Here is a 23,552-nt window from a genome sequence, read left to right on the forward strand (position 1 = left end):
ATGAAACTGTATAACTTAAAAGATCATAACGAGCAGGTCAGCTTTGCGCAGGCCGTCACCCAGGGACTTGGCAAGCATCAGGGTCTGTTCTTTCCGCACGATCTGCCGGAATTCAGCCTGACTGAAATCGACGACATGCTGGCGCAGGATTTTGTCACCCGCAGCGCCAAAATTTTATCGGCCTTTATCGGCGATGAGATCCCGCAGGATGTCCTGCAGCAGCGGGTGCGCGCAGCGTTTGCGTTTCCGGCGCCAGTAAGCAAGGTTCAGGACGATGTCGGCTGCCTGGAGCTGTTCCACGGCCCGACGCTGGCGTTTAAAGATTTTGGCGGCCGCTTTATGGCGCAGATGCTGACCCATATCGCCGGCGATAAGCCGGTCACCATTCTCACCGCAACCTCCGGCGACACCGGGGCGGCGGTGGCGCATGCCTTCTACGGTCTGCCGAACGTCAAGGTCGTGATCCTCTATCCGCGCGGTAAGATCAGCCCGCTGCAGGAGAAGCTGTTCTGTACCCTCGGCGGCAACATTAAAACCGTGGCGATTGATGGCGACTTTGATGCCTGCCAGGCGCTGGTGAAGCAGGCGTTTGACGATGAAGAGCTGAAGGCCACGCTGGGGCTCAACTCGGCTAACTCCATCAACATCAGCCGCCTGCTGGCGCAGATCTGCTACTACTTCGAAGCGGCGGCGCAGCTGCCGCAGGAAGCTCGCAATCAGCTGGTGATTTCCGTGCCAAGCGGCAACTTCGGCGATCTGACCGCTGGTCTGCTGGCCAAGTCGCTGGGTCTGCCGATTAAGCGCTTTATTGCCGCCACCAACGCGAACGACACCGTTCCCCGTTATCTGCAGGGCGGCGAGTGGGCGCCAAAAGCCACCCAGGCGACGCTGTCTAACGCCATGGACGTTAGCCAGCCGAACAACTGGCCGCGCGTCGAGGAGCTGTTCCGCCGTAAAATCTGGCGCCTGAGCGAGCTGGGTTACGCCGCGGTCGATGATGAGACCACCAAAGCGGCGATGCGCGAGCTGAAGGCCATCGGCTACATCTCTGAGCCGCACGCGGCGATTGCCTGGCGCGCGCTGCGCGATCAGCTGCAGCCGGGAGAGTACGGCCTGTTCCTCGGTACCGCGCATCCGGCGAAATTCAAAGAGAGCGTGGAAGAGATCCTGCAGGAAACCCTGCCGCTGCCGAAGGAGCTGGCTGACCGCGCCGACCTGCCGCTGCTGTCCCACAATCTGCCGGCGGATTTCGCCGCGCTGCGTAAGCTGATGATGGGCTAGTATTGTCGTTCATCCACCAGCTAAACCGGGCCTGGTGCCCGGTTTTTTTACGCTCGAAGATGGAGATATTGTGTACGAACGAGCAATAAATGCGGCGCACTCTAGATTCAGATTGCAGAGAATAATCAGAATAGTTTTGTGGCGTTAATATTTTGCTATCGGCCCATAACGGGGACGGATAGAAGAGGTCACTTATGACAACGCTGAAATCTGCTTTGCTGGCACTTTCTATATTGCTGGTCGCTCCTGCGTTGGTTCATGCCGACGAAATCACCCTGCTCCCGGCGGTGAAGCTGCAAATCGGCGATCGCGATGATTATGGGCACTACTGGGATGGCGATCATTGGCGCGATCGTGACTGGTGGGCTCACCATTATGACTGGCGTGACGATCGCTGGCGCCCGCATGATGATTATCGCCACCATGATCGCGATGATGATGACGATCAAGGCCATCATGGCCATGGGCACGAGCGGCATCACCACGACGACTGATCATCTTTGCCCCCGCTGAGAGGCCGGGGGCATCGAGGCCTACTGCTCGTGGCGTTTAAACACCAGCTCACCTTTCTCCGAAGCCTCCGCATCAAAGAAATAGCCTTCGCTATTAAAGGCTTTGAGCTGCTCCGGCTGGGTTAAGCGGTTTTCGATAATGTAGCGACTCATCAGACCGCGCGCCTTTTTCGCATAGAAGCTGATCACTTTGAATTTACCGTTTTTCTCATCGAGGAAGACCGGCTTGATCAGCTGACCCTGCAATTTTTGCGTTTTCACCGATTTAAAATACTCATCGGAAGCCAGATTGATGACGATATCGTCGCCCTGAGCCTGCAGCGCCTGATTCAGCTTCTCGGTAATGGTCTCGCCCCAGAACTGGTACAGATCTTTGCCGCACGGGTTTTCCAGACGGATCCCCATCTCCAGGCGGTAGGGCTGCATCAGGTCCAGCGGGCGCAGCACGCCATACAGGCCGGAGAGCATGCGCAGGTGTCGCTGGGCGAAGTCAAAGTCGTCCTCGGTGAGCGTCTCTGCCTGCAGGCCGGTGTAGACATCGCCCTTAAAGGCAAGGATCGCCTGGCGGGCATTTTGCGGCGTAAAGTCAGGATGCCAGTCGTGGAAACGGGTGGCGTTCAGATCCGCCAGCTTGTCGCTAATGCTCATTAGCTTGCCGATTTGCGGCGCGGTCAGCTTACGAGCGATGCCGATAAGCTGTTGAGAGTACTCGAGGAGTTCGGGCTGGGTATAGCGAGTCGTTGCCAGCGGGCTTTGATAATCGAGCGTTTTAGCAGGTGAAATCAGAATCAGCATATCCAGTCCTTGCAGGTAATTTCGACGAATTTTAACAAAAAAAGTGCATGGTGGGATCGATAGCCGCGATTGCCGCGCTATTCGCGCGGCAGTTCATTCCAGGCACCCGGGGCCAGCTGCTGGTGAATATCCGGGTAGCGGGCGGCATCGAAAGTGGGCTGGATACCCAGCCGCCGCTGGCGCAGATAATCGCTGGCGATAATCCGCACCGTCGGGGAAAGCAGCAGGATGGCCGTCAGGTTGGTCATCGCCATCAGCGCCATGATGATATCCGCGCTCTGCCAGACGACAGGCAGGCTTACCAGGGTCCCCAGCAGCACCATCAGGACGGTGAGTATTCGCAGCCCCCAGATGTAGCGAGGCTTATCCAGGCGCAGAAAGACCAGATTATTTTCCGCATACACGTAGTTGGCCACAATAGAGCTAAAGGCGAACAGCAGCACGATGAGGGCGATAAAATCGGCTCCCCAGCCGCCGACCAGCACGCTCATCGCGTGTTGCAAGTCCTGAATGCCATTGAGCGTATATTCATTGTCGGGGCGCGGCGCCAGCATGACGATAATCGCGCTGGCAGTACAGATCACGATGGTATCGATAAACACGCCAATCATCTGCACGATCCCCTGCGCTGCCGGGTGCGGCGGCCAGGAGGCGGCGGCCGCGGCGGCGTTAGGCGAAGAACCCATCCCTGCTTCATTGGAGAACATGCCGCGCTGGAAGCCACTGGTCAGTGCCTGGCTGATGGAGTAGCCCACCGCGCCGGCGGCGGCTTCCTGCCAGCCGAAGGCGCAGCGAAAGATGGTGGCAAAAATGGTCGGCAGGGCGGTGACGTGCCACAGGCCGATGAGCAGGCTGGTGGCGATCCACAGCAGCGCCATGATGGGCACCAGCCACTGCATCAGGCGCGCCACGCCGCGCAGGCCACGGAGAATGGCCAGGAAAACGAAAATGGCCAGCACGCCGCCGCTGACTGCCGCTGGCAGATCGAACGCATAGTGCAGGGCATGGGCCACCGAGTTGGCCTGCACGGTGTTAAAGATAAATCCATAGGCCAGCAGCAGGAGGATCGAAAACAGAACGCCCATCCAGCGCATGCCGAGACCGCGCGCCATATACCACGCCGGGCCACCGCGAAACTGTCCCTGGCTGTCGCGCTCTTTGTATAGTTGCGCAAGAGAACACTCAGCGAAGCTGCTGGCCATGCCGAGCAGGGCGGAAACCCACATCCAGAATACGGCCCCAGGCCCGCCGGCGGCGATCGCCAGCGTCACCCCGGCAAGGTTGCCGCTGCCGACCCGGGCGGCAAGACTGGTACAGAGCGCCTGGAAGGACGTTAAACCGCCCGGCTGCGGGTGCAGGCTTTTTTTCAGACTGCGGCCGAATTTGCGCACGTAACGGAACTGAATACCCCGGGTTTGCCAGCTAAACCAGATCCCCGCCCCCAGTAACAGATAAATCATCACTGAGCCCCAGAGTATTTCATTGATAAATGAGAGAAAATCAGGCATTAAACATCCTCTTGTCCATGCCGGTACGCTTGTGTAAGCGTTACCAATTAAGTGACAATCCTTTCGCTTTCAGCAAATTAAGCGGCACAGTTTATCACACTCTGCGCTCTTCTCTCGTCGGCGGTTGCGCTGACCCGGCAGCGTGTTATCATCTGGGCAGACCGGTTACATCCCCTTAACTGCTGTTTAAGAGAAATATATCATGACGGATAAATTAACTTCTCTGCGTCAGTACACCACTGTCGTCGCTGACACCGGAGATATTGCGGCAATGAAGCTGTATCAGCCTCAGGATGCCACCACCAACCCTTCCCTGATTCTCGGCGCGGCTCAGATCCCTGAGTACCGTAAGCTGATTGATGACGCTGTGGCCTGGGCACGTAGCCAGAGCAGCGATCGCGCGCAGCAGATCCTCGATGCTTCCGACAAGCTGGCGGTGAACATCGGTCTCGAAATCCTGAAACTGATCCCGGGCCGTATTTCCACTGAAGTGGATGCACGCCTCTCCTATGATACTGAAGCGTCTATCGCGAAAGCCAAGCGCATCATCAAGCTGTATAACGACGCGGGCATCAGCAACGATCGTATTCTTATCAAGCTGGCTTCCACCTGGCAGGGCATTCGCGCCGCTGAACAGCTGGAAAAAGAAGGCATCAACTGTAACCTGACGCTGCTGTTCTCCTTCGCTCAGGCTCGCGCTTGCGCCGAAGCGGGCGTCTTCCTGATTTCGCCGTTTGTTGGCCGTATCCTCGACTGGTACAAAGCTAACACCGACAAGAAAGAGTACGCGCCGGCAGAAGATCCGGGCGTGGTTTCCGTCAGCGAAATCTACGAATACTACAAGCAGCACGGCTATGAAACCGTGGTGATGGGCGCCAGCTTCCGTAATGTTGGCGAAATCCTGGAACTGGCCGGCTGTGACCGCCTGACCATCGCCCCGGCGCTGCTGAAAGAGCTGTCTGAAAGCGAAGGCGCCGTTGAGCGTAAACTGGTTTATACCGGCGAAGTGAAAGCGCGTCCGGAACGTATTACCGAATCTGAGTTCCTGTGGCAGCATAACCAGGATCCGATGGCGGTAGACAAACTGGCGGAAGGTATCCGTAAGTTTGCGATCGACCAGGAAAAACTGGAAAAAATGATCGGCGAACTGCTGTAATCCCGCAGGTGGCCGACGCCCGTCGGCCACATTACACTGTCTGTCCCGCCTCCGGCAGTGTATCATTTCGTTTAACGCCACAGTTTGAACGGAATAACCATGAATACCTTACGAATCGGCTTAGTTTCCATCTCCGATCGCGCCTCCAGCGGCGTCTATCAGGATAAAGGCATCCCGGCACTGGAAGAGTGGCTGGCGCGTGCCCTCACCACCCCTTTCGAACTGCAAACCCGCCTGATTCCGGATGAGCAGGTGATCATTGAGCAAACGCTGTGCGAACTGGTTGACGAGATGGGGTGCCATCTGGTGCTGACCACCGGCGGAACCGGCCCTGCGCGTCGCGATGTGACGCCTGACGCAACGCTGGCGATTGCCGATCGCGAGATGCCGGGCTTCGGCGAGCAAATGCGCCAGGTTAGCCTACACTTTGTGCCGACGGCTATCCTTTCCCGGCAGGTCGGGGTGATCCGCAAGCAGGCGTTGATCCTCAACCTTCCCGGACAACCGAAAGCGATTCAGGAGACCCTGGAAGGGGTAAAAGATGCTGACGGCAAGGTACTGGTGCACGGTATTTTTGCAAGTGTACCTTATTGTGTACAGTTGCTGGAGGGGCCTTATGTGGAAACCGATGGCCGTGTGGTAGAAGCATTTCGTCCTAAGAGCGCCAGGCGCGAAACTTTATCCTGAATTTAATGCATTTGTGACATAACCTGCATCGCTGATGGTGTGCCGTTTTATTTACGATATAGTGCTGTTTACTTTACACGCTATAAATCACGCTGCACACCTCAGGATGAAATCGCGTTATGTCATATGCAAACCGACCGCTAAACCGCCAGGATTATAAAACGCTGACGCTGGCCGCCCTGGGCGGCGCGCTGGAGTTTTATGACTTTATCATTTTCGTTTTCTTTGCCGCCGTCGTCGGTGAGCTCTTCTTTCCCGCAGATATTCCCGAATGGCTCCGTCAGGTACAAACCTTTGGCATTTTCGCCGCCGGTTATCTGGCGCGCCCGCTGGGGGGGATCATCATGGCCCACTTTGGCGATCTGGTGGGACGCAAGAAAATGTTCACCCTCAGCATCCTGCTGATGGCGCTGCCGACCCTGGCGATTGGCCTGCTGCCAACCTATAGCTCGGTGGGCATCGTCGCGCCGTTGCTGTTACTGCTGATGCGTATTCTGCAGGGGGCGGCGATCGGCGGGGAAGTTCCTGGCGCCTGGGTGTTTGTCGCCGAGCATGTCCCGGAAAAACGCATTGGTATCGCCTGCGGTACGCTGACGGCCGGCCTGACGGTTGGCATTCTGTTGGGGTCGGTGGTGGCGACGCTTATCAACACCAGCCTGACGCCGCAGGGGATCCACGACGGCGGCTGGCGGATCCCCTTCCTGTTGGGCGGTGTATTTGGTCTGATTGCGATGTATCTGCGTCGCTGGCTGCAGGAGACGCCGATTTTTCTTGAGATGCAGCAGCGTAAAGCGCTGGCGCAGGAGCTGCCGGTAAAAGCGGTAGCGCTGAAGCACCAGAAGGCGGTGGTGATCTCTATGCTGCTGACCTGGCTGCTGTCGGCAGGCGTGGTGGTGGTGATCCTGATGTCGCCGGTCTGGCTGCAGAAACACTATGGCTTCGCGCCGGCGATTACCCTGCAGGCCAATAGCATCGCCACGATTATGTTGTGCATCGGCTGTCTGCTCGCCGGGCTGGCGGCGGATCGCTTTGGCGCCAGCCGGACTTTCATCGTCGGCAGCCTGCTGCTGGCGGTTGCCAGCTGGGCATTTTACCACCTGTCCGGCGCCAGCCCGCAGCGGCTGTTTCTGCTCTACGGCACGGTGGGGCTCTGCGTCGGGGTGGTAGGGGCGGTGCCTTATGTCATGGTGCGGGCCTTCCCGGCTGAAGTGCGCTTCACCGGCATCTCATTTTCCTACAACCTGTCGTACGCGATCTTTGGCGGCCTGACGCCGATTGCGGTCACCATGCTGATGGGCGTGTCGCCGATGGCGCCAGCCTGGTATGTGCTGGCCCTCTCGCTGATGGGGCTAGGATTAGGTATCTGGCTGCGTCAGGGGCTGACGGCGTCGGCGGGATTGCCGGAAGGGGAACTGCAGCGTTGAGTCTGGTTTACCGATGATGACCTGCCGCCGCCCTGTGACAGGACGGCGGCGGACGATTAACGTGGTTCGCCGATCGGCAGCACGGTGCGGCCGAACTGCTCGTTCAGCACTTCACCCATCGCCAGGTAAATAGCGCTGGCGCCACAAACCAGGCCGACCCAGCCAGCGACTTTCACAATGCCTTCGTTATCCACCAGATGACCAATCGCCAGCAGCGCGAACAACACGGTCAGGCTCAGGAAGACAAACTGCAGCATGCGGGCTGCTTTCAGGGTGCCAAAGAACATAAACAGGGTAAAGACGCCCCACAGGCCGAGGTACATGCCGAGGAAGTGCGCGTTCGGCGCTTCCGCCAGACCCATTTTCGGCATCAGGAGGATAGCCACCAGCGTCAGCCAGAAGCTGCCGTAGGAGGTAAAAGCGGTTAAGCCAAAGGTGTTGCCTTTCTTGTATTCAAGCAGGCCGGCAAAAATTTGCGCAATGCCGCCGTAAAAAATGCCCATCGCCAGGATAGCTACATCGAATGCGAACAGGCCGCTATTCGCCAGGTTAAGCAGAATAGTGGTCATGCCGAAGCCCATAAGGCCCAGCGGTGCCGGATTAGCCAACTTAGTGTTGCCCATAATTCCTCAAAATTATCATTAAAAGGGAAGCATTACCCCGCGACTTGGCGGCGGGGCGCGGCATAATAATGAGGCGCTGAAGGGCTGTCTATGATCTGGCGGGGTATTTTTCACCAATTTCTGTTGCGCCCGACGGCGGCTGGATCATTTGCCGTAAACAGGCAATATGCAGGACCGCAGGGATGGTGACCCGGTAAGCGCTGCCGCTCACCGCTTTGACGCTGTTCAGCGCGGCGCCGAGCGGCCCGCCCAGCCCGGCGCCGCGCACCAGACCATGACCAATAACGCTTACGGCGGCATGGGTGCGCAGAATGGCGGTTAAGCGCTCGTCCAGCAACAGGGCGACCCCTTCGCTTAGCTTGCGGTGCCTCAGCAGATGGGGCAACAGATTTTCCAGCTCATGGCTCCGGCAATCCACCGCGGCAAGAAATTGTGCCTTTTGCTCCGCATCCAGCTTATTCCAGCTGTGCTGCAGGAAATGTTCCAGTAACTGCTGTTCGATCTGCGGCGTCGTCATCTGTTTGTCGACCTTCGCCTTCAGCCGTTTACACACATCCAGCAGGATCGCGCGATAAAATTTGCCGTGGCGGCGTAGGGTGTTGGCGATGCTGTCGCCGCCAAAATGCTGTAGCTCTCCGGCAATCAGCTGCCAGTTGCGGCGATAGCGTTCAGGGTGGCCCTCCATTGCTAAAAAGGTCTCGTTGCGCAGCAGCGTGCTGGAGAGGCGGGGTTTGCCGTTTTCGCCGTGGGTCAGAATACGGGTAAAAGCTTCCAGATGCGCCTCGCTGCACTCAGGAAGAAAGGCCAGATCGTCATCTGCCAGATAGTTAATATGCATAAATCATCCCTCCTCAGGATAACGAGGTTAGTCGTCGCCGATAATTTTTAATGAGGCCATATCTGAGGAGTGGACCGTGTGGCCGGAGAAGGCGATTTTCTTCACACAGCGTTTGCTGTCGTTATCGCTATTGATGTTGATCCAGCCGGAGGTGCTGCCCTCTTTTATCCCGGCGGGGACGTTCAGCGTATGGCTGGCGCCGCGGCTGGCCTTAAAGTAGACCGTCGCCCCGGAGAGCTGTACATCGCCGCGTTCGGCGCTGAGCTGAATGCGTTTGACGACCCGACAGACCGGGAGTTTCAGCGTCAGGTCGTTGGTTTCATTGCGCGGCATGGCTACCACACCGAGGATTTTATGGTCGTTGGCGGCCGCCGAGGTGATAAACGATAAGCCGAGGATAAGCCCCGCGGAAATCCGGAATAGTGGTTTCATCAATATGTCCCCTGAATAAGTAAAGTGCGACGGCGAGGGATATTATCACCAGGGGCGTGGGGCCATTAGCGCGCAAGTATTGCGGGTTATGTCAATGATATTATGAATATATTTTGTTTTCACATTCATCATTTATATATGCATTTCGCTGCCTCTTTTGGCGCCTGACAATGTCGCTCGGGACGCTTTTCACGACTCAGGTCGGGGCCCGGTGCAAAAAATTTTTAGGCTTGCCCCTTGATGCCGGGGTGGGCGACCCCATCTTGTAGTCAACCGCAGTGAAGAACCTGAAAAAAAATGATGTCTGGGCAGTTGAAACCGCACGTTTCGCCCTTATTACAGGTTCACAACCACATGTTGATCGAATTTTTAGTGGAGACGTTTAGATGGGTAAAATTATTGGTATCGACCTGGGTACTACCAACTCTTGTGTAGCGATTATGGATGGCACTACTGCACGCGTGCTGGAGAACGCCGAAGGCGATCGCACCACGCCTTCTATCATTGCCTATACCCAGGATGGTGAAACTCTGGTTGGTCAGCCGGCTAAACGTCAGGCAGTGACAAACCCGCAAAACACCCTGTTTGCGATTAAACGCCTGATTGGCCGCCGCTTCCAGGACGAAGAAGTTCAGCGTGACGTTTCTATCATGCCATACAAAATTGTTGCCGCAGACAATGGCGACGCATGGCTGGATGTGAAAGGCACCAAAACTGCACCGCCGCAGATCTCTGCTGAAGTGCTGAAAAAAATGAAGAAAACGGCTGAAGATTACCTGGGTGAACCGGTAACTGAAGCGGTTATCACCGTACCGGCTTACTTCAACGATGCGCAGCGTCAGGCAACCAAAGATGCCGGCCGTATCGCCGGTCTGGAAGTCAAACGTATCATCAACGAACCAACCGCGGCCGCGCTGGCTTACGGTCTGGATAAAGAAGTCGGTAACCGCACTATCGCGGTATACGACCTCGGTGGTGGTACTTTCGATATCTCTATTATCGAAATCGACGAAGTTGACGGCGAGAAAACCTTTGAAGTACTGGCGACCAACGGTGACACCCACCTGGGCGGTGAAGACTTCGATACGCGTCTGATCAACTACCTCGTTGATGAGTTCAAGAAAGATCAGGGCATTGACCTGCGTAACGACCCGCTGGCCATGCAGCGCCTGAAAGAAGCCGCTGAGAAAGCGAAGATTGAACTGTCTTCTGCTCAGCAGACCGACGTTAACCTGCCGTATATCACTGCAGATGCGACCGGTCCGAAACATATGAATATCAAAGTGACTCGCGCGAAACTGGAAAGCCTGGTAGAAGACCTGGTTAACCGTTCCATCGAGCCGCTGAAAGTGGCCCTGCAGGATGCCGGTCTGTCCGTTTCCGATATCAACGACGTGATCCTCGTTGGTGGTCAGACTCGTATGCCGATGGTGCAGAAAAAAGTCGCTGAGTTCTTCGGTAAAGAGCCGCGTAAAGACGTTAACCCGGATGAAGCTGTGGCGATCGGCGCAGCGGTTCAGGGTGGTGTACTGACGGGTGATGTGAAAGACGTTCTGCTGCTGGACGTAACCCCGCTGTCGCTGGGTATCGAAACCATGGGCGGCGTGATGACAGCGCTTATCAACAAAAACACCACTATCCCGACCAAGCACAGCCAGGTGTTCTCTACTGCAGAAGACAACCAGTCTGCGGTAACCATCCATGTGCTGCAGGGTGAGCGTAAACGCGCGTCTGATAACAAATCACTGGGTCAGTTCAACCTGGATGGTATTAATCCGGCGCCGCGCGGTATGCCGCAGATCGAAGTCACCTTCGACATCGATGCTGACGGTATCCTGCACGTTTCCGCGAAAGACAAAAACAGCGGTAAAGAGCAGAAGATCACCATCAAGGCGTCTTCCGGTCTGAATGAAGAAGAAATTCAGAAAATGGTTCGCGAAGCAGAAGCTAACGCCGAATCTGACCGTAAGTTCGAAGAGCTGGTACAGACCCGTAACCAGGGCGACCATCTGCTGCACAGCACTCGCAAGCAGGTTGAAGAAGCAGGCGATAAACTGCCGGCTGATGACAAAACCGCTATCGAGTCTGCGCTGACTGCGCTGGAAACTTCCCTGAAAGGCGAAGACAAAGCGGACATCGAAGCGAAAATGCAGGCGCTGGCGCAGGCTTCTCAGAAGCTGATGGAAATTGCTCAGCAGCAGCACGCTCAGCAGCAGGCGGGTTCCGCTGACGCTCAGGCGAGCAACGCGAAAGACGACGATGTTGTCGACGCTGAGTTCGAAGAAGTGAAAGATAAAAAATAATCGCCCTTTGAACGGGTAAAACACTGGCACGGGCGAAGAGGTTTCCTCTCCGCCCGTGCACGCATGTTAAGGGGCTGAAAAACACCGATGGCAAAGCAAGATTACTACGAGATTTTAGGCGTCTCCAAAACAGCGGAAGAGCGTGAAATCAAAAAGGCTTACAAGCGCCTGGCCATGAAGTATCACCCGGACCGCAACCAGGGTGATAAAGAGGCCGAAGCCAAATTTAAAGAAATCAAAGAAGCGTATGAAATCCTGACTGATGCCCAGAAGCGTGCGGCCTACGATCAGTACGGCCACGCGGCCTTCGAACAGGGCGGCATGGGCGGCGGCGGCGGTTTTGGCGGCGGTGCGGATTTCAGCGATATCTTTGGCGATGTTTTCGGCGATATCTTTGGCGGCGGACGTGGTCGTCAGCGCGCGGCGCGCGGCGCCGATCTCCGTTACAACATGGAGCTGACGCTGGAAGAAGCGGTGCGTGGCGTCACCAAAGAGATCCGTATTCCGACGCTGGAAGAGTGCGACGTCTGTCACGGCAGCGGCGCCAAGGCCGGCAGCAAGCCGCAGACCTGTCCGACCTGTCATGGCGCAGGCCAGGTGCAGATGCGTCAGGGCTTCTTTGCGGTACAGCAGACCTGTCCGCACTGTCAGGGACGCGGTACGCTGATTAAAGATCCATGCAACAAATGTCATGGTCATGGGCGTGTAGAGAAAACGAAAACCTTGTCGGTTAAAATTCCGGCAGGTGTGGACACCGGCGATCGGATCCGTCTGGCGGGCGAAGGCGAAGCTGGCGAGCATGGCGCACCGGCAGGCGATCTGTACGTACAGGTCCAGGTGAAGCAGCACGCTATCTTTGAGCGTGAAGGTAATAACCTGTACTGCGAAGTCCCGATCAACTTCACGATGGCGGCGCTGGGTGGTGAGATTGAAGTGCCGACGCTCGACGGTCGCGTCAGTCTGAAAGTGCCGGGTGAAACCCAGACCGGCAAGCTGTTCCGCATGCGCGGCAAAGGTGTGAAATCCGTTCGCGGCGGCGCCCAGGGCGATCTGCTGTGCCGCGTGGTGGTGGAGACGCCGGTAGGGCTGAACGAGAAGCAGAAGCAGCTGCTGAAAGAGCTGCAGGAGAGCTTCGGCGGCCCGACCGGGGAAAACAACAGCCCGCGTTCGAAAAGCTTCTTCGACGGTGTGAAGAAGTTCTTCGACGACCTGACCCGCTAATTCCGCTTTTCCTGATATCCGGCCCGGGCCTTGCTGCCCGGGCTTTTTTTGCCTTACGCCTCCTCTTTTATTCGTAAAAAACGAACATTAAAGCAATTTAAATCTGATTTTTTCGAGTTATCAGTGTGTGTATTATGCTTTTATCGAGTTATTCACCAACAGGATGAAAGTAAAAGTGAAACATCTGCAACGATTCTTTAGTAGCGATGCTTCCGGCGGCATTGTCTTAATCATTGCCGCCGCGCTGGCGATGGTGATGGCCAATACCAGCGTGACCAGCGGTCTGTATCACTCCTTCCTGGAGACGCCAGTTCAGCTGCGAGTGGGGGCGCTGGAGATCAATAAGAACATGCTGTTATGGATCAATGATGCCCTGATGGCGGTGTTTTTTTTACTGATTGGCCTGGAGGTCAAACGTGAGCTGATTCAGGGGTCGCTGGCGAGCCGTCGTCAGGCGGTGTTTCCAGTGATTGCCGCGCTCGGCGGGATGATTGTGCCGGCCCTGGTCTATCTGGCTTTTAACGCCCAGGATCCTGTCGCCAGAGAGGGGTGGGCGATCCCGGCGGCGACGGATATTGCCTTTGCGCTCGGTGTGCTGGCGCTGTTAGGTAGCCGGGTACCGACGGCGCTGAAGATTTTCCTGATGGCGCTGGCGATTATTGATGACCTCGGGGCTATCGTGATTATCGCGCTGTTTTATACCCACGACCTGTCCATGCTTTCGCTGGGCGTGGCGGCGGCGGCAATTGCGGTGCTGGTGGCCCTGAACCTCAGCGGCGTGCGGCGTACCGGGATCTATATTCTGGTTGGCGCGGTGCTGTGGACGGCGGTGCTGAAGTCTGGCGTTCATGCGACCCTTGCCGGGGTGATCGTCGGCTTTATGATCCCGCTCGAGGAAAAGCATGGCAAGTCACCGGCCAAAGCGCTTGAGCATGTCCTGCACCCGTGGGTCGCGTTTATGATCCTGCCGCTGTTCGCCTTCGCCAACGCTGGCGTTTCGCTGCAGGGAGTCACCCTGGCCGGACTGACGTCGCTTCTGCCGCTGGGCATTATGGCCGGGCTGTTTATCGGCAAGCCGCTGGGGATCAGCCTGTTCTGCTGGCTGGCGCTGAAGCTGAAGTGGGCCTCGCTGCCGGAGGGGACCACCTGCAAGCAGATCATGGCGGTGGGTATTCTGTGTGGGATTGGCTTTACGATGTCGATTTTCATCGCCACTCTGGCCTTCGGTAGCGTCGACCCCGCGTTGATCAACTGGGCCAAGCTTGGCATCCTGATTGGCTCAGTGCTATCAGCAGTCATCGGATATCTCATACTGCGTCAGCGCGTGACGGAGACTCGCCTCGCGGTATAACCTTTCTGCAGGAGAGCCTGCGTGGCTCTCCTGGACATTATCAGGGAGAGAAGCATGTCACATATCAACTACAACCATCTGTACTACTTCTGGCACGTGTATAAAGAAGGGTCCGTCGTTGGCGCGGCGGAGGCGCTGTTTCTGACGCCGCAGACGATTACCGGGCAGATCAAAGCCCTGGAAGAGCGCCTGCAGGGTAAGTTGTTTAAGCGAAAAGGAAGGGGACTGGAGCCGAGTGAGCTGGGCGAGCTGGTCTTCCGCTATGCCGACCGCATGTTTACCCTCAGCCAGGAGATGCTCGACATCGTCAACTACCGCAAAGAGTCGAATCTGCTGTTTGATGTCGGCGTCGCTGATGCGTTATCCAAGCGGCTGGTCAGCGGCGTGCTGGATGCCGCCGTCGTTGAGAGTGAGCAGATCCATCTGCGCTGTTTTGAATCCACCCATGAGCTGCTGCTGGAGCAACTGAGCCAGCATAAGCTCGATATGATTATCTCTGACTGTCCGATCGACTCGACACAGCAGGAAGGGCTATTTTCGGTGAAGATTGGCGAGTGCAGCGTCAGCTTCTGGTGCATGAATCCGGCGCCGACGAAGCCGTTTCCGGCCTGTCTGGAAGAGCGGCGGCTGCTGATCCCCGGTCGGCGTTCGATGCTGGGGCGTAAACTGCTGAACTGGATTAACGTGCAGGGCCTGAAGGTGGAGATCCTCGGCGAATTTGACGATGCGGCGCTCATGAAAGCCTTCGGCGCCGCGCATAATGCGATATTTGTCGCGCCGACGCTCTATGCGCATGATTTCTACTATGACGAATCGATTATCGAAATTGGCCGCATGGATAGCGTGATGGAGGAGTATCACGCTATTTTTGCCGAGCGAATGATTCAGCATCCCGCGGTTCAGCGCATCTGTAATCGCGATTACTCGTCACTGTTTACCGAACCCCGATAGCCTGCCGGCGTGGGCTGGCGTGGCGCTGGCCGCGCCAGCGCGCGTTAGCGGGGGAAGATGGCGGGCATAAAAAAACCCGCTTTCGCGGGTTTCTTTAACAAAGTTCAGCAAGCAGGCGATTAAGCCAGTTTGTTGATCTGTGCAGTCAGGTTTGCTTTATGACGCGCAGCTTTGTTTTTGTGGATCAGACCTTTAGCAGCCTGACGGTCCACGATTGGTTGCATTTCGTTAAATGCTTTCTGTGCAGCAGCTTTGTCGCCAGCTTCGATAGCTGCGTATACTTTCTTGATGAAAGTACGCATCATAGAGCGACGGCTTGCGTTGTGCTTGCGAGCCTTTTCAGACTGAACGGCGCGCTTCTTAGCTGATTTGATATTAGCCAAGGTCCAACTCCCAAATGTGTTCTATATGGACAATTCAAAGGCCGAGGAATATGCCCGTTTAGCCTTCTTTTGTCAATGGATTTGTGCAAATAAGCGCCGTTTAACACCACAGCGCTTCATTACGTAGTGATGGCGCAAGATTCTACCAGCTTGTTGCAGTCGAATACAGCTTTTCCACCATAAAAATCGCCGGGCGCGGCCAGTTTTCCCGCTTTCTCGCGCTGAGTGAATGAATTCCTGAGAACTTTCGTTGCCGAGGTGCAATCGCTGGTTAACGTTGACAGTTGTACAAGGTATACTCGGACGATTTTCACTGTTTTGAGCCAGACATGAAGCTGATACGCGGCATACATAATCTCAGTCAGGCCCCGCACGGGTGCGTGCTGACCATTGGTAATTTTGACGGCGTGCATCGTGGGCATCAGGCACTGCTGCAGCGGTTGCGCGAAGAGGGCCGCCAGCGCGGTTTACCGGTGGTGGTGATGATTTTCGAACCCCAGCCGCTGGAGCTCTTTGCCGCCGATAAAGCCCCGGCGCGGTTGACCCGCCTGCGTGAAAAGCTGGGCTATCTGGCTGAAAGCGGGGTCGACTATGTATTGTGCGTTCGCTTTGACCGCCGGTTCGCCGCGCTAACCGCGCAGGATTTTATCAGCGAACTGCTGGTGCGCCGCCTGGGTGTGCAGTTCCTTGCCGTCGGTGATGATTTCCGCTTTGGCGCTGGTCGCCAGGGGGATTTTTTGTTATTGCAAAAGGCCGGAGCGGAATACGGCTTCGACGTGACCAGCACCCAGACTTTCTGCGAAGGTGGGGTGCGTATCAGCAGTACGGCGGTGCGTCAGGCGCTGGCGGATGACGATCTCCTGCTGGCGGAGACGCTGCTGGGCCATCCGTTTAGCATCTCCGGACGCGTCGTTCATGGTGATGAACTGGGCCGTACCATAGGTTTTCCGACGGCGAACTTACCGCTGCGTCGTCAGGTTTCCCCGGTTAAAGGGGTCTATGCGGTAGAAGTGACAGGGCTGGGCGACAAACCCATAGCGGGCGTCGCCAATATTGGCACCCGTCCAACGGTCGCGGGCGTGCGTCAGCAGCTTGAAGTACATCTGTTGGACGTTGTAATGGACCTCTACGGTCGCCATATCAATGTAGTACTGCGTAAAAAGATACGTAACGAGCAGCGGTTTGCGTCGCTGGACGAGCTGAAGGCGCAAATCGCACGTGATGAGTTAACGGCCCGCGAATTATTTGGGCTGACCAGCCAGGCCTGAGCCGCTGGTGTTTATCAAACCGAAATACGGAACCGAGAATCTGATGAGTGACTATAAATCGACCCTGAATTTGCCGGAAACAGGGTTCCCTATGCGTGGCGACCTCGCCAAACGCGAACCGGGAATGCTGGCGCGTTGGACCGATGATGACCTGTACGGCATCATTCGTGCAGCCAAAAAAGGCAAAAAAACCTTCATTCTGCATGATGGCCCTCCTTATGCGAATGGCAGCATTCATATTGGTCACTCGGTTAACAAGATTCTGAAAGACATTATCGTTAAGTCCAAAGGACTGACGGGCTATGACTCGCCGTACGTTCCGGGCTGGGACTGCCACGGTCTGCCGATCGAACTGAAAGTCGAGCAGCAATACGGTAAGCCGGGTGAGAAATTCACCGCCGCTGAATTCCGCGCCAAGTGCCGCGAATATGCCGCGGAGCAGATCGACGGTCAGCGTAAAGACTTTATCCGCCTGGGCGTGCTGGGCGACTGGTCGCGTCCGTACCTGACCATGGACTTCAAAACCGAAGCCAACATCATCCGTGCGCTGGGTAAAATCATCGGCAACGGTCATCTGCATAAAGGCGCTAAGCCGGTGCACTGGTGCGTTGACTGCCGTTCCGCGCTGGCGGAAGCGGAAGTGGAGTATTACGACAAAACCTCTCCGTCTATCGATGTGGCGTTCCACGCGGTAGACAAAGCCGCGGTACTGGCGAAATTCGGCGTAGCCGACGTCAACGGCCCGGTTTCCCTGGTTATCTGGACCACCACGCCGTGGACCCTGCCGGCTAACCGTGCCATCTCTCTGTCGCCGGAATTCGACTACGCGCTGGTGCAGGTTGACGGTCAGGCGCTGATCCTGGCGAAAGACCTGGTTGAGAGCGTAATGAAGCGCGTTGGCGCGGCGGACTACACTATTCTGGCGGCGGTACAAGGTTCTGAGCTTGAACTGATGCGCTTTAAGCATCCGTTCCTCGATTTCGACGTGCCGGCGATCCTTGGCGACCACGTGACGCTGGACGCGGGTACCGGTGCGGTGCATACCGCCGGCGGCCACGGTCCGGACGACTACACCATCAGCCAGAAATACGGTCTGGAAATCGCCAACCCGGTTGGCCCGGACGGTGCTTACCTGCCTGGTACCTATCCGTCTCTGGATGGCATCAACGTCTTCAAAGCCAACGACATCATCGTTGAGATGCTGCGTGACAGCGGCGCGCTGCTGCACGTGGAAAAAATGCAGCACAGCTATCCGTGCTGCTGGCGACACAAATCGCCGATCATCTTCCGCGCCACCCCGCAGTGGTTCGTGAGCATGGATCAGAAAGGCCTGCGCGCGCAATCGCTGAAAGAGATCAAAGGCGTGCAGTGGATCCCGGACTGGGGCCAGGCGCGTATCGAATCGATGGTCGCTAACCGCCCTGACTGGTGTATCTCCCGTCAGCGTACCTGGGGCGTGCCGATGTCGCTGTTCGTGCACAAAGAAACCCACGAACTGCACCCGCGTACCCTCGAACTGATGGAAGAAGTGGCGAAACGCGTTGAAGTTGACGGCATCCAGGCGTGGTGGGATCTCGATTCCCGCGACATCCTTGGCGATGACGCCGACAGCTACGAGAAAGTGCCGGATACCCTCGACGTGTGGTTTGACTCCGGGTCGACCCACTCTTCCGTGGTTGATGTGCGTCCGGAATTCGCCGGTCACGCCGCGGACATGTATCTGGAAGGCTCTGACCAGCATCGCGGCTGGTTCATGTCTTCACTGATGATCTCCACGGCGATGAAAGGCAAAGCGCCATATCGCCAGGTACTGACCCACGGCTTCACCGTCGATGGCCAGGGCCGCAAAATGTCCAAGTCTATCGGTAACACCGTTAGCCCGCAGGACGTGATGAACAAGCTGGGCGCCGATATCCTGCGTCTGTGGGTGGCTTCCACCGACTACACCGGCGAAATGGCGGTCTCCGATGAGATCCTCAAACGCGCCGCGGACAGCTATCGTCGTATCCGTAACACCGCGCGCTTCCTGCTGGCGAACCTGAACGGTTTCGATCCAGCGAAAGACATGGTTAAACCGGAAGAGATGGTGGTGCTGGACCGCTGGGCAGTCGGCTGCGCGCAGGCGGCACAGGAAGATATCCTGAAAGCCTACGAATCCTACGACTTCCATGAAGTGGTACAGCGCCTGATGCGCTTCTGCTCCATCGAAATGGGCTCGTTCTACCTCGACATCATCAAAGACCGCCAGTACACCGCGAAAGCGGACAGCGTGGCGCGTCGCAGCTGCCAGACCGCGCTGTTCCATATCGTGGAAGCGCTGGTGCGCTGGATGGCGCCGATCATGTCCTTCACCGCGGACGAAATCTGGGGCTACCTGCCGGGCGATCGTGAGAAATATGTCTTCACCGGCGAGTGGTATGAAGGTCTGTTCGGCCTGGCCGACAATGAAGCGATGAACGACGGTTTCTGGGATGAATTGCTCAAGGTGCGCGGCGAAGTCAACAAGGTGATCGAGCAAGCGCGTGCGGATAAGAAAGTCGGTGGCTCTCTGGAAGCAGCGGTCACGCTGTATGCCGATGCCGACCTGGCGGCCAAGCTCAACGCGCTGGGCGATGAATTACGATTTGTCCTGTTGACCTCCGGCGCCAACGTTGCCGATTATGCGCAGGCGCCGGCTGATGCCTGGCAGAGCGATCTGCTGAAAGGGCTGAAAGTGGTCCTGAGTAAAGCCGAGGGCGAGAAGTGCCCACGCTGCTGGCATTACACCAGTGACGTCGGCAAGGTAGCGGAACACGCAGAAATCTGCGGTCGCTGTGTGAGCAACGTCGCCGGTAACGGCGAGCAACGTAAATTCGCCTGATGAGTAAATCGATCTGTTCAACGGGGCTACGCTGGCTGTGGGTCGTCGTAGCCGTGCTGATTATCGATCTGGGTAGCAAATTCCTGATCCTCCAGAACTTCGCTCTGGGGGAGACGGTTCCGCTGTTCCCGTCGCTTAATCTGCATTATGCCCGCAACTATGGCGCGGCGTTTAGTTTCCTCGCCGACAGCGGCGGCTGGCAGCGCTGGTTCTTTTCCGGGATCGCGATCGGCATTTGTGTGGTGCTGACGGTACTGATGTACCGTTCGAAGGCGACGCAAAAGCTGAACAATATTGCCTACGCCCTGATTATCGGCGGTGCGCTGGGTAACTTGTTCGATCGCCTGTGGCACGGCTTCGTGGTCGATATGATCGACTTCTACGTCGGCGACTGGCATTTCGCCACCTTCAACCTCGCCGATAGTGCGATCTGCATCGGCGCAGCGCTGATTGTGCTGGAAGGTTTCTTGCCGAAACCGACCGCGAAAGAGCAGGCGTAAATGTCAATGCCGGGTGGCGCTACGCTTACCCGGCCTACAGAATTTGTGGCCGCCCGTCGGTCCGGTTAGCATAGCGCCACCGGGCAACCGGTGACCTAAAACAAGCGAGCAATTTGCATGTCTAAATCCGTACAGAGCAACAGCGCGGTACTGGTGCACTTCACACTGAAACTGGACGACGGCTCCACCGCCGAGTCCACCCGCAGCAACGGCAAACCGGCGCTGTTTCGCCTCGGCGACACCTCTCTGTCTGAAGGGCTGGAGCAACAGCTTCTCGGTCTGAAAGAGGGGGAGAAAAAGGCCTTTTCGCTGGAGCCTGACGCCGCCTTTGGCGTACCCAGCCCTGACCTGATTCAGTATTTCTCTCGCCGTGAATTTATCGACGCTGGCGAACCAGAGATCGGCGCGATTATGCTCTTTACCGCAATGGATGGCAGCGAAATGCCTGGCGTGATCCGCGAAGTGAACGGCGATTCCATCACCGTCGACTTCAACCATCCGCTGGCCGGGCGCACCGTTCATTTTGATATTGAAGTGCTGGAGATCGATCCGGCGCTGGAGGAGTAACATGCAGATCCTGTTGGCTAACCCGCGCGGTTTTTGCGCTGGTGTTGACCGCGCTATCAGCATTGTAGAAAACGCGCTGACGCTGTATGGCGCACCGATCTATGTTCGTCATGAAGTGGTGCACAACCGCTATGTGGTGGATAGCCTGCGCAAGCGCGGCGCCATTTTTATCGAACAGATCAGCGAAGTGCCGGACGGCGCGATCCTGATTTTCTCCGCTCACGGCGTATCGCAGGCGGTACGGAATGAAGCGAAGAGCCGCGACCTGACGGTGTTCGACGCCACCTGTCCGCTGGTGACCAAAGTCCATATGGAAGTCGCCCGCGCCAGCCGCCGTGGCGAAGAGTCGATTCTGATCGGCCATGCCGGCCACCCGGAAGTCGAAGGCACTATGGGGCAGTACAATAACCCGCAAGGGGGCATGTACCTGGTCGAGTCGCCGGAAGACGTTCTCAAGCTGGAAGTCAAAAACGACGCCCGGCTGTCGTTTATGACCCAGACCACGCTCTCCGTCGACGATACGTCTGACGTTATTGACGCCCTGCGCGCGCGTTTCCCGAAAATCGTCGGCCCGCGCAAAGACGACATTTGCTATGCCACCACTAACCGTCAGGAAGCCGTGCGCGCGCTGGCGGAGCAGGCTGACGTGGTGCTGGTGGTCGGGTCGAAAAACTCCTCCAACTCTAACCGCCTCGCCGAGCTGGCGCAGCGGATGGGCAAAGCGGCTTACCTGATTGACGACGCCTCCGATATCCAGGAAGCGTGGGTCAAGGATGCGGCCTGTGTCGGCGTGACGGCGGGCGCATCGGCGCCGGATATTCTGGTGCAGAACGTCATTACCCGCCTGCAGGAGCTGGGCGGCGGCGAAGCCGTGCCACTGGAAGGCCGGGAAGAGAATATCGTCTTTGAAGTGCCGAAAGAGCTGCGTGTGGATGTCCGTGAAGTAGAGTAAGTTCTTTCCTCCAGCAGTATGAGAAGATGCCAGACTTAACGTCTGGCATTTTTTTTAGGGAGAAACCATGCGCTTACCGATCATTCTTGATACTGACCCGGGCATCGACGATGCTGCCGCCATTGCCGCGGCGCTGTTCGCGCCCGAGCTGGAGCTGCAACTGATGACCACCGTGGCGGGCAACGTTTCGGTGGAGAAGACGACCCGTAACGCGCTGCAGCTGCTGCACTTCTGGAATGCCGATGTGCCGCTGGCGCAGGGGGCGTCGATGCCGCTGGTGCGTCCGTTGCGCGACGCCGCCTCGGTGCATGGCGAATCCGGCATGGAGGGGTATGACTTTGTTGAGCATCAACGTCAGCCGCTGGCGAAGCCGGCCTTCCAGGCGATCCGCGATGCATTGATGCACGCTGCCGAGCCGATTACTCTGGTGGCGATTGGCCCGCTGACCAATATAGCGCTGCTGCTGACCCAGTACCCGGAATGCGTGTTCAACATTCGCCGGCTGGTGATCATGGGCGGCTCGGCGGGCCGCGGCAACTTCACGCCGAATGCGGAATTCAATATTGCTATCGACCCGGAAGCCGCCGCGAAAGTCTTCCACAGCGGGCTGGAGATTGTGATGTGCGGGCTGGACGTCACCAACCGGGCGCTGCTGGCGGCAGATTACCTGGCGACCCTACCGACGCTGAACCAGACCGGTAAAATGCTTCATGCTCTGTTTAGCCACTATCGCAGCGGCAGCATGAGCAGTGGTTTGCGAATGCACGATCTCTGCGCTATTGCGTGGCTGGCGCGCCCGGAACTGTTCACTCTCCAGCCGTGTTTTGTGGCGGTGGAGACGCAGGGGACCTGGACCGCCGGCACCACGGTGGTGGATATCGAAGGACGACTGGGTCAGCCGGCGAACGCCCTGGTGGCGCTCGATATCGACGTGGAAGGGTTTCAGCGTTGGGCAGCGGAGGTGATTGCCCTGGCGCCGTAACCGTTTATCCTTGCGGGTTTGTGTCGACAACGTTACACCACAGTTCGCTCGCTTCATCCGTCCACATCAGGAGTAACAGTGACGCGAAGCGTTCAGCTGCTGCGGAAAGCGGGCGGTTTTTTACGCGGATCATACCCAGTGTACGCCGGATGACGGGTTCCACTAGCGGCACGCTGACCACCGCGCTGTTGACGTGATGGGGCATGGCCAGACAGGGCAATGCCGATACGCCAAGCCCCGCCTCAACCAGGCCGAGAGAGGTGGATAAATGTCTGACTTCATAAAACCAGTTCAGCTTCCACGGTTTATCTGCCAGGCAACTTTCAATCAGTTGCCGATTGCCGCTCGATCGCCTTACGCCAATTAATCTCTGCGAGGCGAGCTCTCGCCATTCCACCAATTTCTTGCTGGCCAGTGGATGATCCTTTCTGCAGGCCAGGACGAAGGGTTCATTGACCAGTGGGCTAAATTCGATATCGGGATGTGTGATGAAGTTCATGTTTATTCCAAAATCGACTTCCCCCTTTCTCACCGAGGTCATGCAATTTTCTATACCTTGTTCATAAATTCGTACTTTGATATGCGGATAGCGCTGATTAAATTGAACGATAGCGCGAGGCAAAAAATAAAAGACGGCTGTGGGGATACAGGACAACGTTATCGTATCCTGGACATGAGAAGTGAGGCTGCTGACGTCGAAGATGGCGGCATCGAGGCTGGCAATCAGCGATTTTGCTTTCGGCAGCAGCATTGCTCCCGCCTGCGTGAGCTGAATTTTTCGGGTGGTACGTACGAATAGCGCGGTATTGAGATTACTTTCAATTTTTTTAATTTTTCGCGTCAGCGCGGGTTGTGTCAGATTAAGGACCTCGGCGGCTTTACTAAACGAGCCGAGCTCCGCCACGGTCACAAAGGCTTTCATACCGGATAGTTCATTGTTCATCATGACTCCCTGAGC

General features: G+C 56.9%; 22 protein-coding genes and 1 pseudogene. 16 read left to right on the forward strand and 7 right to left on the reverse strand.

The genetic code is table 11. The annotated features are described in order from the left end of the window. Together thrC and SPE70_RS03385 are read left to right on the forward strand one after the other, a co-directional pair. Entirely contained in the window at positions 1-1,281 is a 1,281-nt protein-coding gene (gene thrC, locus SPE70_RS03380) for a threonine synthase (protein WP_136047508.1), read from the forward strand. Between the two features lie 194 nt (positions 1,282-1,475). Further along, complete coding sequence (locus SPE70_RS03385; protein ID WP_012968980.1) at positions 1,476-1,775, forward strand: DUF2502 domain-containing protein; 300 nt, start codon at positions 1,476-1,478, stop codon at positions 1,773-1,775. Positions 1,776-1,814: 39 nt separating this feature from the next. Here SPE70_RS03385 and yaaA read toward each other — a convergent pair whose 3' ends face one another. Further along, positions 1,815-2,588, reverse strand: coding sequence for a peroxide stress protein YaaA (gene yaaA, locus SPE70_RS03390; RefSeq protein WP_012968979.1), 774 nt, complete (start codon positions 2,586-2,588; stop codon positions 1,815-1,817). A 77-nt stretch (positions 2,589-2,665) separates the two neighbouring features. Then, the gene (locus SPE70_RS03395; RefSeq protein WP_016160272.1) at positions 2,666-4,096 is read right to left on the reverse strand and encodes an alanine/glycine:cation symporter family protein; all 1,431 of its coding nucleotides are present in this window, start codon (positions 4,094-4,096) and stop codon (positions 2,666-2,668) included. A gap of 202 nt (positions 4,097-4,298) precedes the next feature. On the opposite strand from SPE70_RS03395, the gene tal reads away from it, so the two are divergent. The 3 genes from tal to SPE70_RS03410 all read left to right on the forward strand — a co-directional run bounded on the left by tal (position 4,299) and on the right by SPE70_RS03410 (position 7,363). Further along, positions 4,299-5,252 (forward strand): transaldolase, encoded by a 954-nt coding sequence (gene tal, locus SPE70_RS03400; protein WP_004204228.1) that lies wholly within the window; start codon positions 4,299-4,301, stop codon positions 5,250-5,252. A gap of 99 nt (positions 5,253-5,351) precedes the next feature. Then, entirely contained in the window at positions 5,352-5,939 is a 588-nt protein-coding gene (gene mog / locus SPE70_RS03405) for a molybdopterin adenylyltransferase (protein ID WP_008807503.1), read from the forward strand. Positions 5,940-6,058: 119 nt separating this feature from the next. Further along, positions 6,059-7,363: an MFS transporter gene (locus SPE70_RS03410; RefSeq protein WP_032732490.1), complete on the forward strand. Its 1,305-nt coding sequence runs from the start codon at positions 6,059-6,061 to the stop codon at positions 7,361-7,363. Between the two features lie 56 nt (positions 7,364-7,419). On the opposite strand, the gene satP is transcribed toward SPE70_RS03410, so the two are convergent. From satP to SPE70_RS03425, 3 genes are all read right to left on the reverse strand, one after another. Beyond that, complete coding sequence (gene satP / locus SPE70_RS03415; RefSeq protein WP_012542907.1) at positions 7,420-7,986, reverse strand: acetate uptake transporter; 567 nt, start codon at positions 7,984-7,986, stop codon at positions 7,420-7,422. Positions 7,987-8,074: 88 nt separating this feature from the next. Next, positions 8,075-8,824 carry an acidic protein MsyB gene (msyB, locus tag SPE70_RS03420; RefSeq protein WP_008807500.1) on the reverse strand — a complete coding sequence of 250 codons (750 nt, stop codon included), beginning with the start codon at positions 8,822-8,824 and terminating at the stop codon, positions 8,075-8,077. 27 nt (positions 8,825-8,851) lie between these two features. Next, positions 8,852-9,256, reverse strand: coding sequence for a DUF2541 family protein (locus SPE70_RS03425; protein ID WP_008807499.1), 405 nt, complete (start codon positions 9,254-9,256; stop codon positions 8,852-8,854). Positions 9,257-9,642: 386 nt separating this feature from the next. Here SPE70_RS03425 and dnaK point away from each other — a divergent pair, with 386 nt between their 5' ends. The 4 genes from dnaK to nhaR all read left to right on the forward strand — a co-directional run bounded on the left by dnaK (position 9,643) and on the right by nhaR (position 15,082). Then, on the forward strand, positions 9,643-11,559 hold the full coding sequence (dnaK, locus tag SPE70_RS03430; RefSeq protein ID WP_008807498.1) for a molecular chaperone DnaK: 1,917 nt from the start codon (positions 9,643-9,645) through the stop codon (positions 11,557-11,559). 87 nt (positions 11,560-11,646) lie between these two features. Further along, entirely contained in the window at positions 11,647-12,780 is a 1,134-nt protein-coding gene (dnaJ, locus tag SPE70_RS03435) for a molecular chaperone DnaJ (protein WP_008807497.1), read from the forward strand. A gap of 175 nt (positions 12,781-12,955) precedes the next feature. Then, positions 12,956-14,131 carry a Na+/H+ antiporter NhaA gene (gene nhaA, locus SPE70_RS03440; RefSeq protein WP_008807496.1) on the forward strand — a complete coding sequence of 392 codons (1,176 nt, stop codon included), beginning with the start codon at positions 12,956-12,958 and terminating at the stop codon, positions 14,129-14,131. Between the two features lie 54 nt (positions 14,132-14,185). Beyond that, positions 14,186-15,082 carry a transcriptional activator NhaR gene (gene nhaR, locus SPE70_RS03445; protein ID WP_008807495.1) on the forward strand — a complete coding sequence of 299 codons (897 nt, stop codon included), beginning with the start codon at positions 14,186-14,188 and terminating at the stop codon, positions 15,080-15,082. 119 nt (positions 15,083-15,201) lie between these two features. Here the strand turns inward: nhaR and rpsT are convergent, their stop codons facing one another. Then, a complete protein-coding gene (gene rpsT / locus SPE70_RS03450) occupies positions 15,202-15,465 on the reverse strand; it encodes a 30S ribosomal protein S20 (protein ID WP_002887965.1) in 264 nt (87 codons plus the stop codon). A 116-nt stretch (positions 15,466-15,581) separates the two neighbouring features. Between rpsT and SPE70_RS26375 the strand changes: the two are divergent. From SPE70_RS26375 to rihC, 7 genes and pseudogenes are all read left to right on the forward strand, one after another. Next, a pseudogene (locus tag SPE70_RS26375) lies at positions 15,582-15,787 on the forward strand (DUF2575 domain-containing protein); the annotation flags it as partial. A gap of 7 nt (positions 15,788-15,794) precedes the next feature. Beyond that, positions 15,795-16,733, forward strand: a complete 939-nt coding sequence (ribF, locus tag SPE70_RS03455; RefSeq protein WP_008807494.1) for a bifunctional riboflavin kinase/FAD synthetase — start codon at positions 15,795-15,797, stop codon at positions 16,731-16,733. Between the two features lie 43 nt (positions 16,734-16,776). Continuing rightward, positions 16,777-19,593, forward strand: a complete 2,817-nt coding sequence (gene ileS, locus SPE70_RS03460; protein ID WP_136047507.1) for an isoleucine--tRNA ligase — start codon at positions 16,777-16,779, stop codon at positions 19,591-19,593. Then, positions 19,593-20,093, forward strand: coding sequence for a signal peptidase II (lspA, locus tag SPE70_RS03465; protein WP_008807492.1), 501 nt, complete (start codon positions 19,593-19,595; stop codon positions 20,091-20,093). The genes ileS and lspA overlap by 1 nt, the downstream gene beginning before the upstream one ends. 117 nt (positions 20,094-20,210) lie before the next feature. Beyond that, positions 20,211-20,660, forward strand: coding sequence for an FKBP-type peptidyl-prolyl cis-trans isomerase (fkpB, locus tag SPE70_RS03470; RefSeq protein ID WP_002887976.1), 450 nt, complete (start codon positions 20,211-20,213; stop codon positions 20,658-20,660). Between the two features lies 1 nt (position 20,661). Continuing rightward, on the forward strand, positions 20,662-21,612 hold the full coding sequence (ispH, locus tag SPE70_RS03475; protein WP_002887979.1) for a 4-hydroxy-3-methylbut-2-enyl diphosphate reductase: 951 nt from the start codon (positions 20,662-20,664) through the stop codon (positions 21,610-21,612). A 67-nt stretch (positions 21,613-21,679) separates the two neighbouring features. After that, a complete protein-coding gene (rihC, locus tag SPE70_RS03480) occupies positions 21,680-22,594 on the forward strand; it encodes a ribonucleoside hydrolase RihC (protein ID WP_008807491.1) in 915 nt (304 codons plus the stop codon). 4 nt (positions 22,595-22,598) lie between these two features. On the opposite strand, the gene SPE70_RS03485 is transcribed toward rihC, so the two are convergent. Beyond that, positions 22,599-23,537, reverse strand: a complete 939-nt coding sequence (locus SPE70_RS03485) for a LysR family transcriptional regulator (protein ID WP_012968969.1) — start codon at positions 23,535-23,537, stop codon at positions 22,599-22,601. Between the last annotated feature and the right edge of the window lie 15 nt (positions 23,538-23,552).

Source organism: Klebsiella sp. ZJOU C1 (assembly GCF_035620215.1).
Classification (GTDB): domain Bacteria; phylum Pseudomonadota; class Gammaproteobacteria; order Enterobacterales; family Enterobacteriaceae; genus Klebsiella; species Klebsiella variicola.

Bases quoted from the DNA above. Each gene is read 5' to 3' on its own strand.
- SPE70_RS03410 (WP_032732490.1), top strand. From the start codon at position 6,059: ATGTCATATGCAAACCGACCGCTAAACCGCCAGGATTATAAAACGCTG.
- ileS (WP_136047507.1), top strand. From the start codon at position 16,777: ATGAGTGACTATAAATCGACCCTGAATTTGCCGGAAACAGGGTTCCCT.
- SPE70_RS03395 (WP_016160272.1), bottom strand. From the start codon at position 4,096: ATGCCTGATTTTCTCTCATTTATCAATGAAATACTCTGGGGCTCAGTG.
- lspA (WP_008807492.1), top strand. From the start codon at position 19,593: ATGAGTAAATCGATCTGTTCAACGGGGCTACGCTGGCTGTGGGTCGTC.
- yaaA (WP_012968979.1), bottom strand. From the start codon at position 2,588: ATGCTGATTCTGATTTCACCTGCTAAAACGCTCGATTATCAAAGCCCG.
- thrC (WP_136047508.1), top strand. From the start codon at position 1: ATGAAACTGTATAACTTAAAAGATCATAACGAGCAGGTCAGCTTTGCG.
- tal (WP_004204228.1), top strand. From the start codon at position 4,299: ATGACGGATAAATTAACTTCTCTGCGTCAGTACACCACTGTCGTCGCT.
- dnaK (WP_008807498.1), top strand. From the start codon at position 9,643: ATGGGTAAAATTATTGGTATCGACCTGGGTACTACCAACTCTTGTGTA.
- satP (WP_012542907.1), bottom strand. From the start codon at position 7,986: ATGGGCAACACTAAGTTGGCTAATCCGGCACCGCTGGGCCTTATGGGC.
- SPE70_RS03485 (WP_012968969.1), bottom strand. From the start codon at position 23,537: ATGAACAATGAACTATCCGGTATGAAAGCCTTTGTGACCGTGGCGGAG.
- dnaJ (WP_008807497.1), top strand. From the start codon at position 11,647: ATGGCAAAGCAAGATTACTACGAGATTTTAGGCGTCTCCAAAACAGCG.
- ispH (WP_002887979.1), top strand. From the start codon at position 20,662: ATGCAGATCCTGTTGGCTAACCCGCGCGGTTTTTGCGCTGGTGTTGAC.
- nhaR (WP_008807495.1), top strand. From the start codon at position 14,186: ATGTCACATATCAACTACAACCATCTGTACTACTTCTGGCACGTGTAT.
- SPE70_RS03385 (WP_012968980.1), top strand. From the start codon at position 1,476: ATGACAACGCTGAAATCTGCTTTGCTGGCACTTTCTATATTGCTGGTC.
- fkpB (WP_002887976.1), top strand. From the start codon at position 20,211: ATGTCTAAATCCGTACAGAGCAACAGCGCGGTACTGGTGCACTTCACA.
- rihC (WP_008807491.1), top strand. From the start codon at position 21,680: ATGCGCTTACCGATCATTCTTGATACTGACCCGGGCATCGACGATGCT.
- SPE70_RS03425 (WP_008807499.1), bottom strand. From the start codon at position 9,256: ATGAAACCACTATTCCGGATTTCCGCGGGGCTTATCCTCGGCTTATCG.
- msyB (WP_008807500.1), bottom strand. From the start codon at position 8,824: ATGCATATTAACTATCTGGCAGATGACGATCTGGCCTTTCTTCCTGAG.
- mog (WP_008807503.1), top strand. From the start codon at position 5,352: ATGAATACCTTACGAATCGGCTTAGTTTCCATCTCCGATCGCGCCTCC.
- ribF (WP_008807494.1), top strand. From the start codon at position 15,795: ATGAAGCTGATACGCGGCATACATAATCTCAGTCAGGCCCCGCACGGG.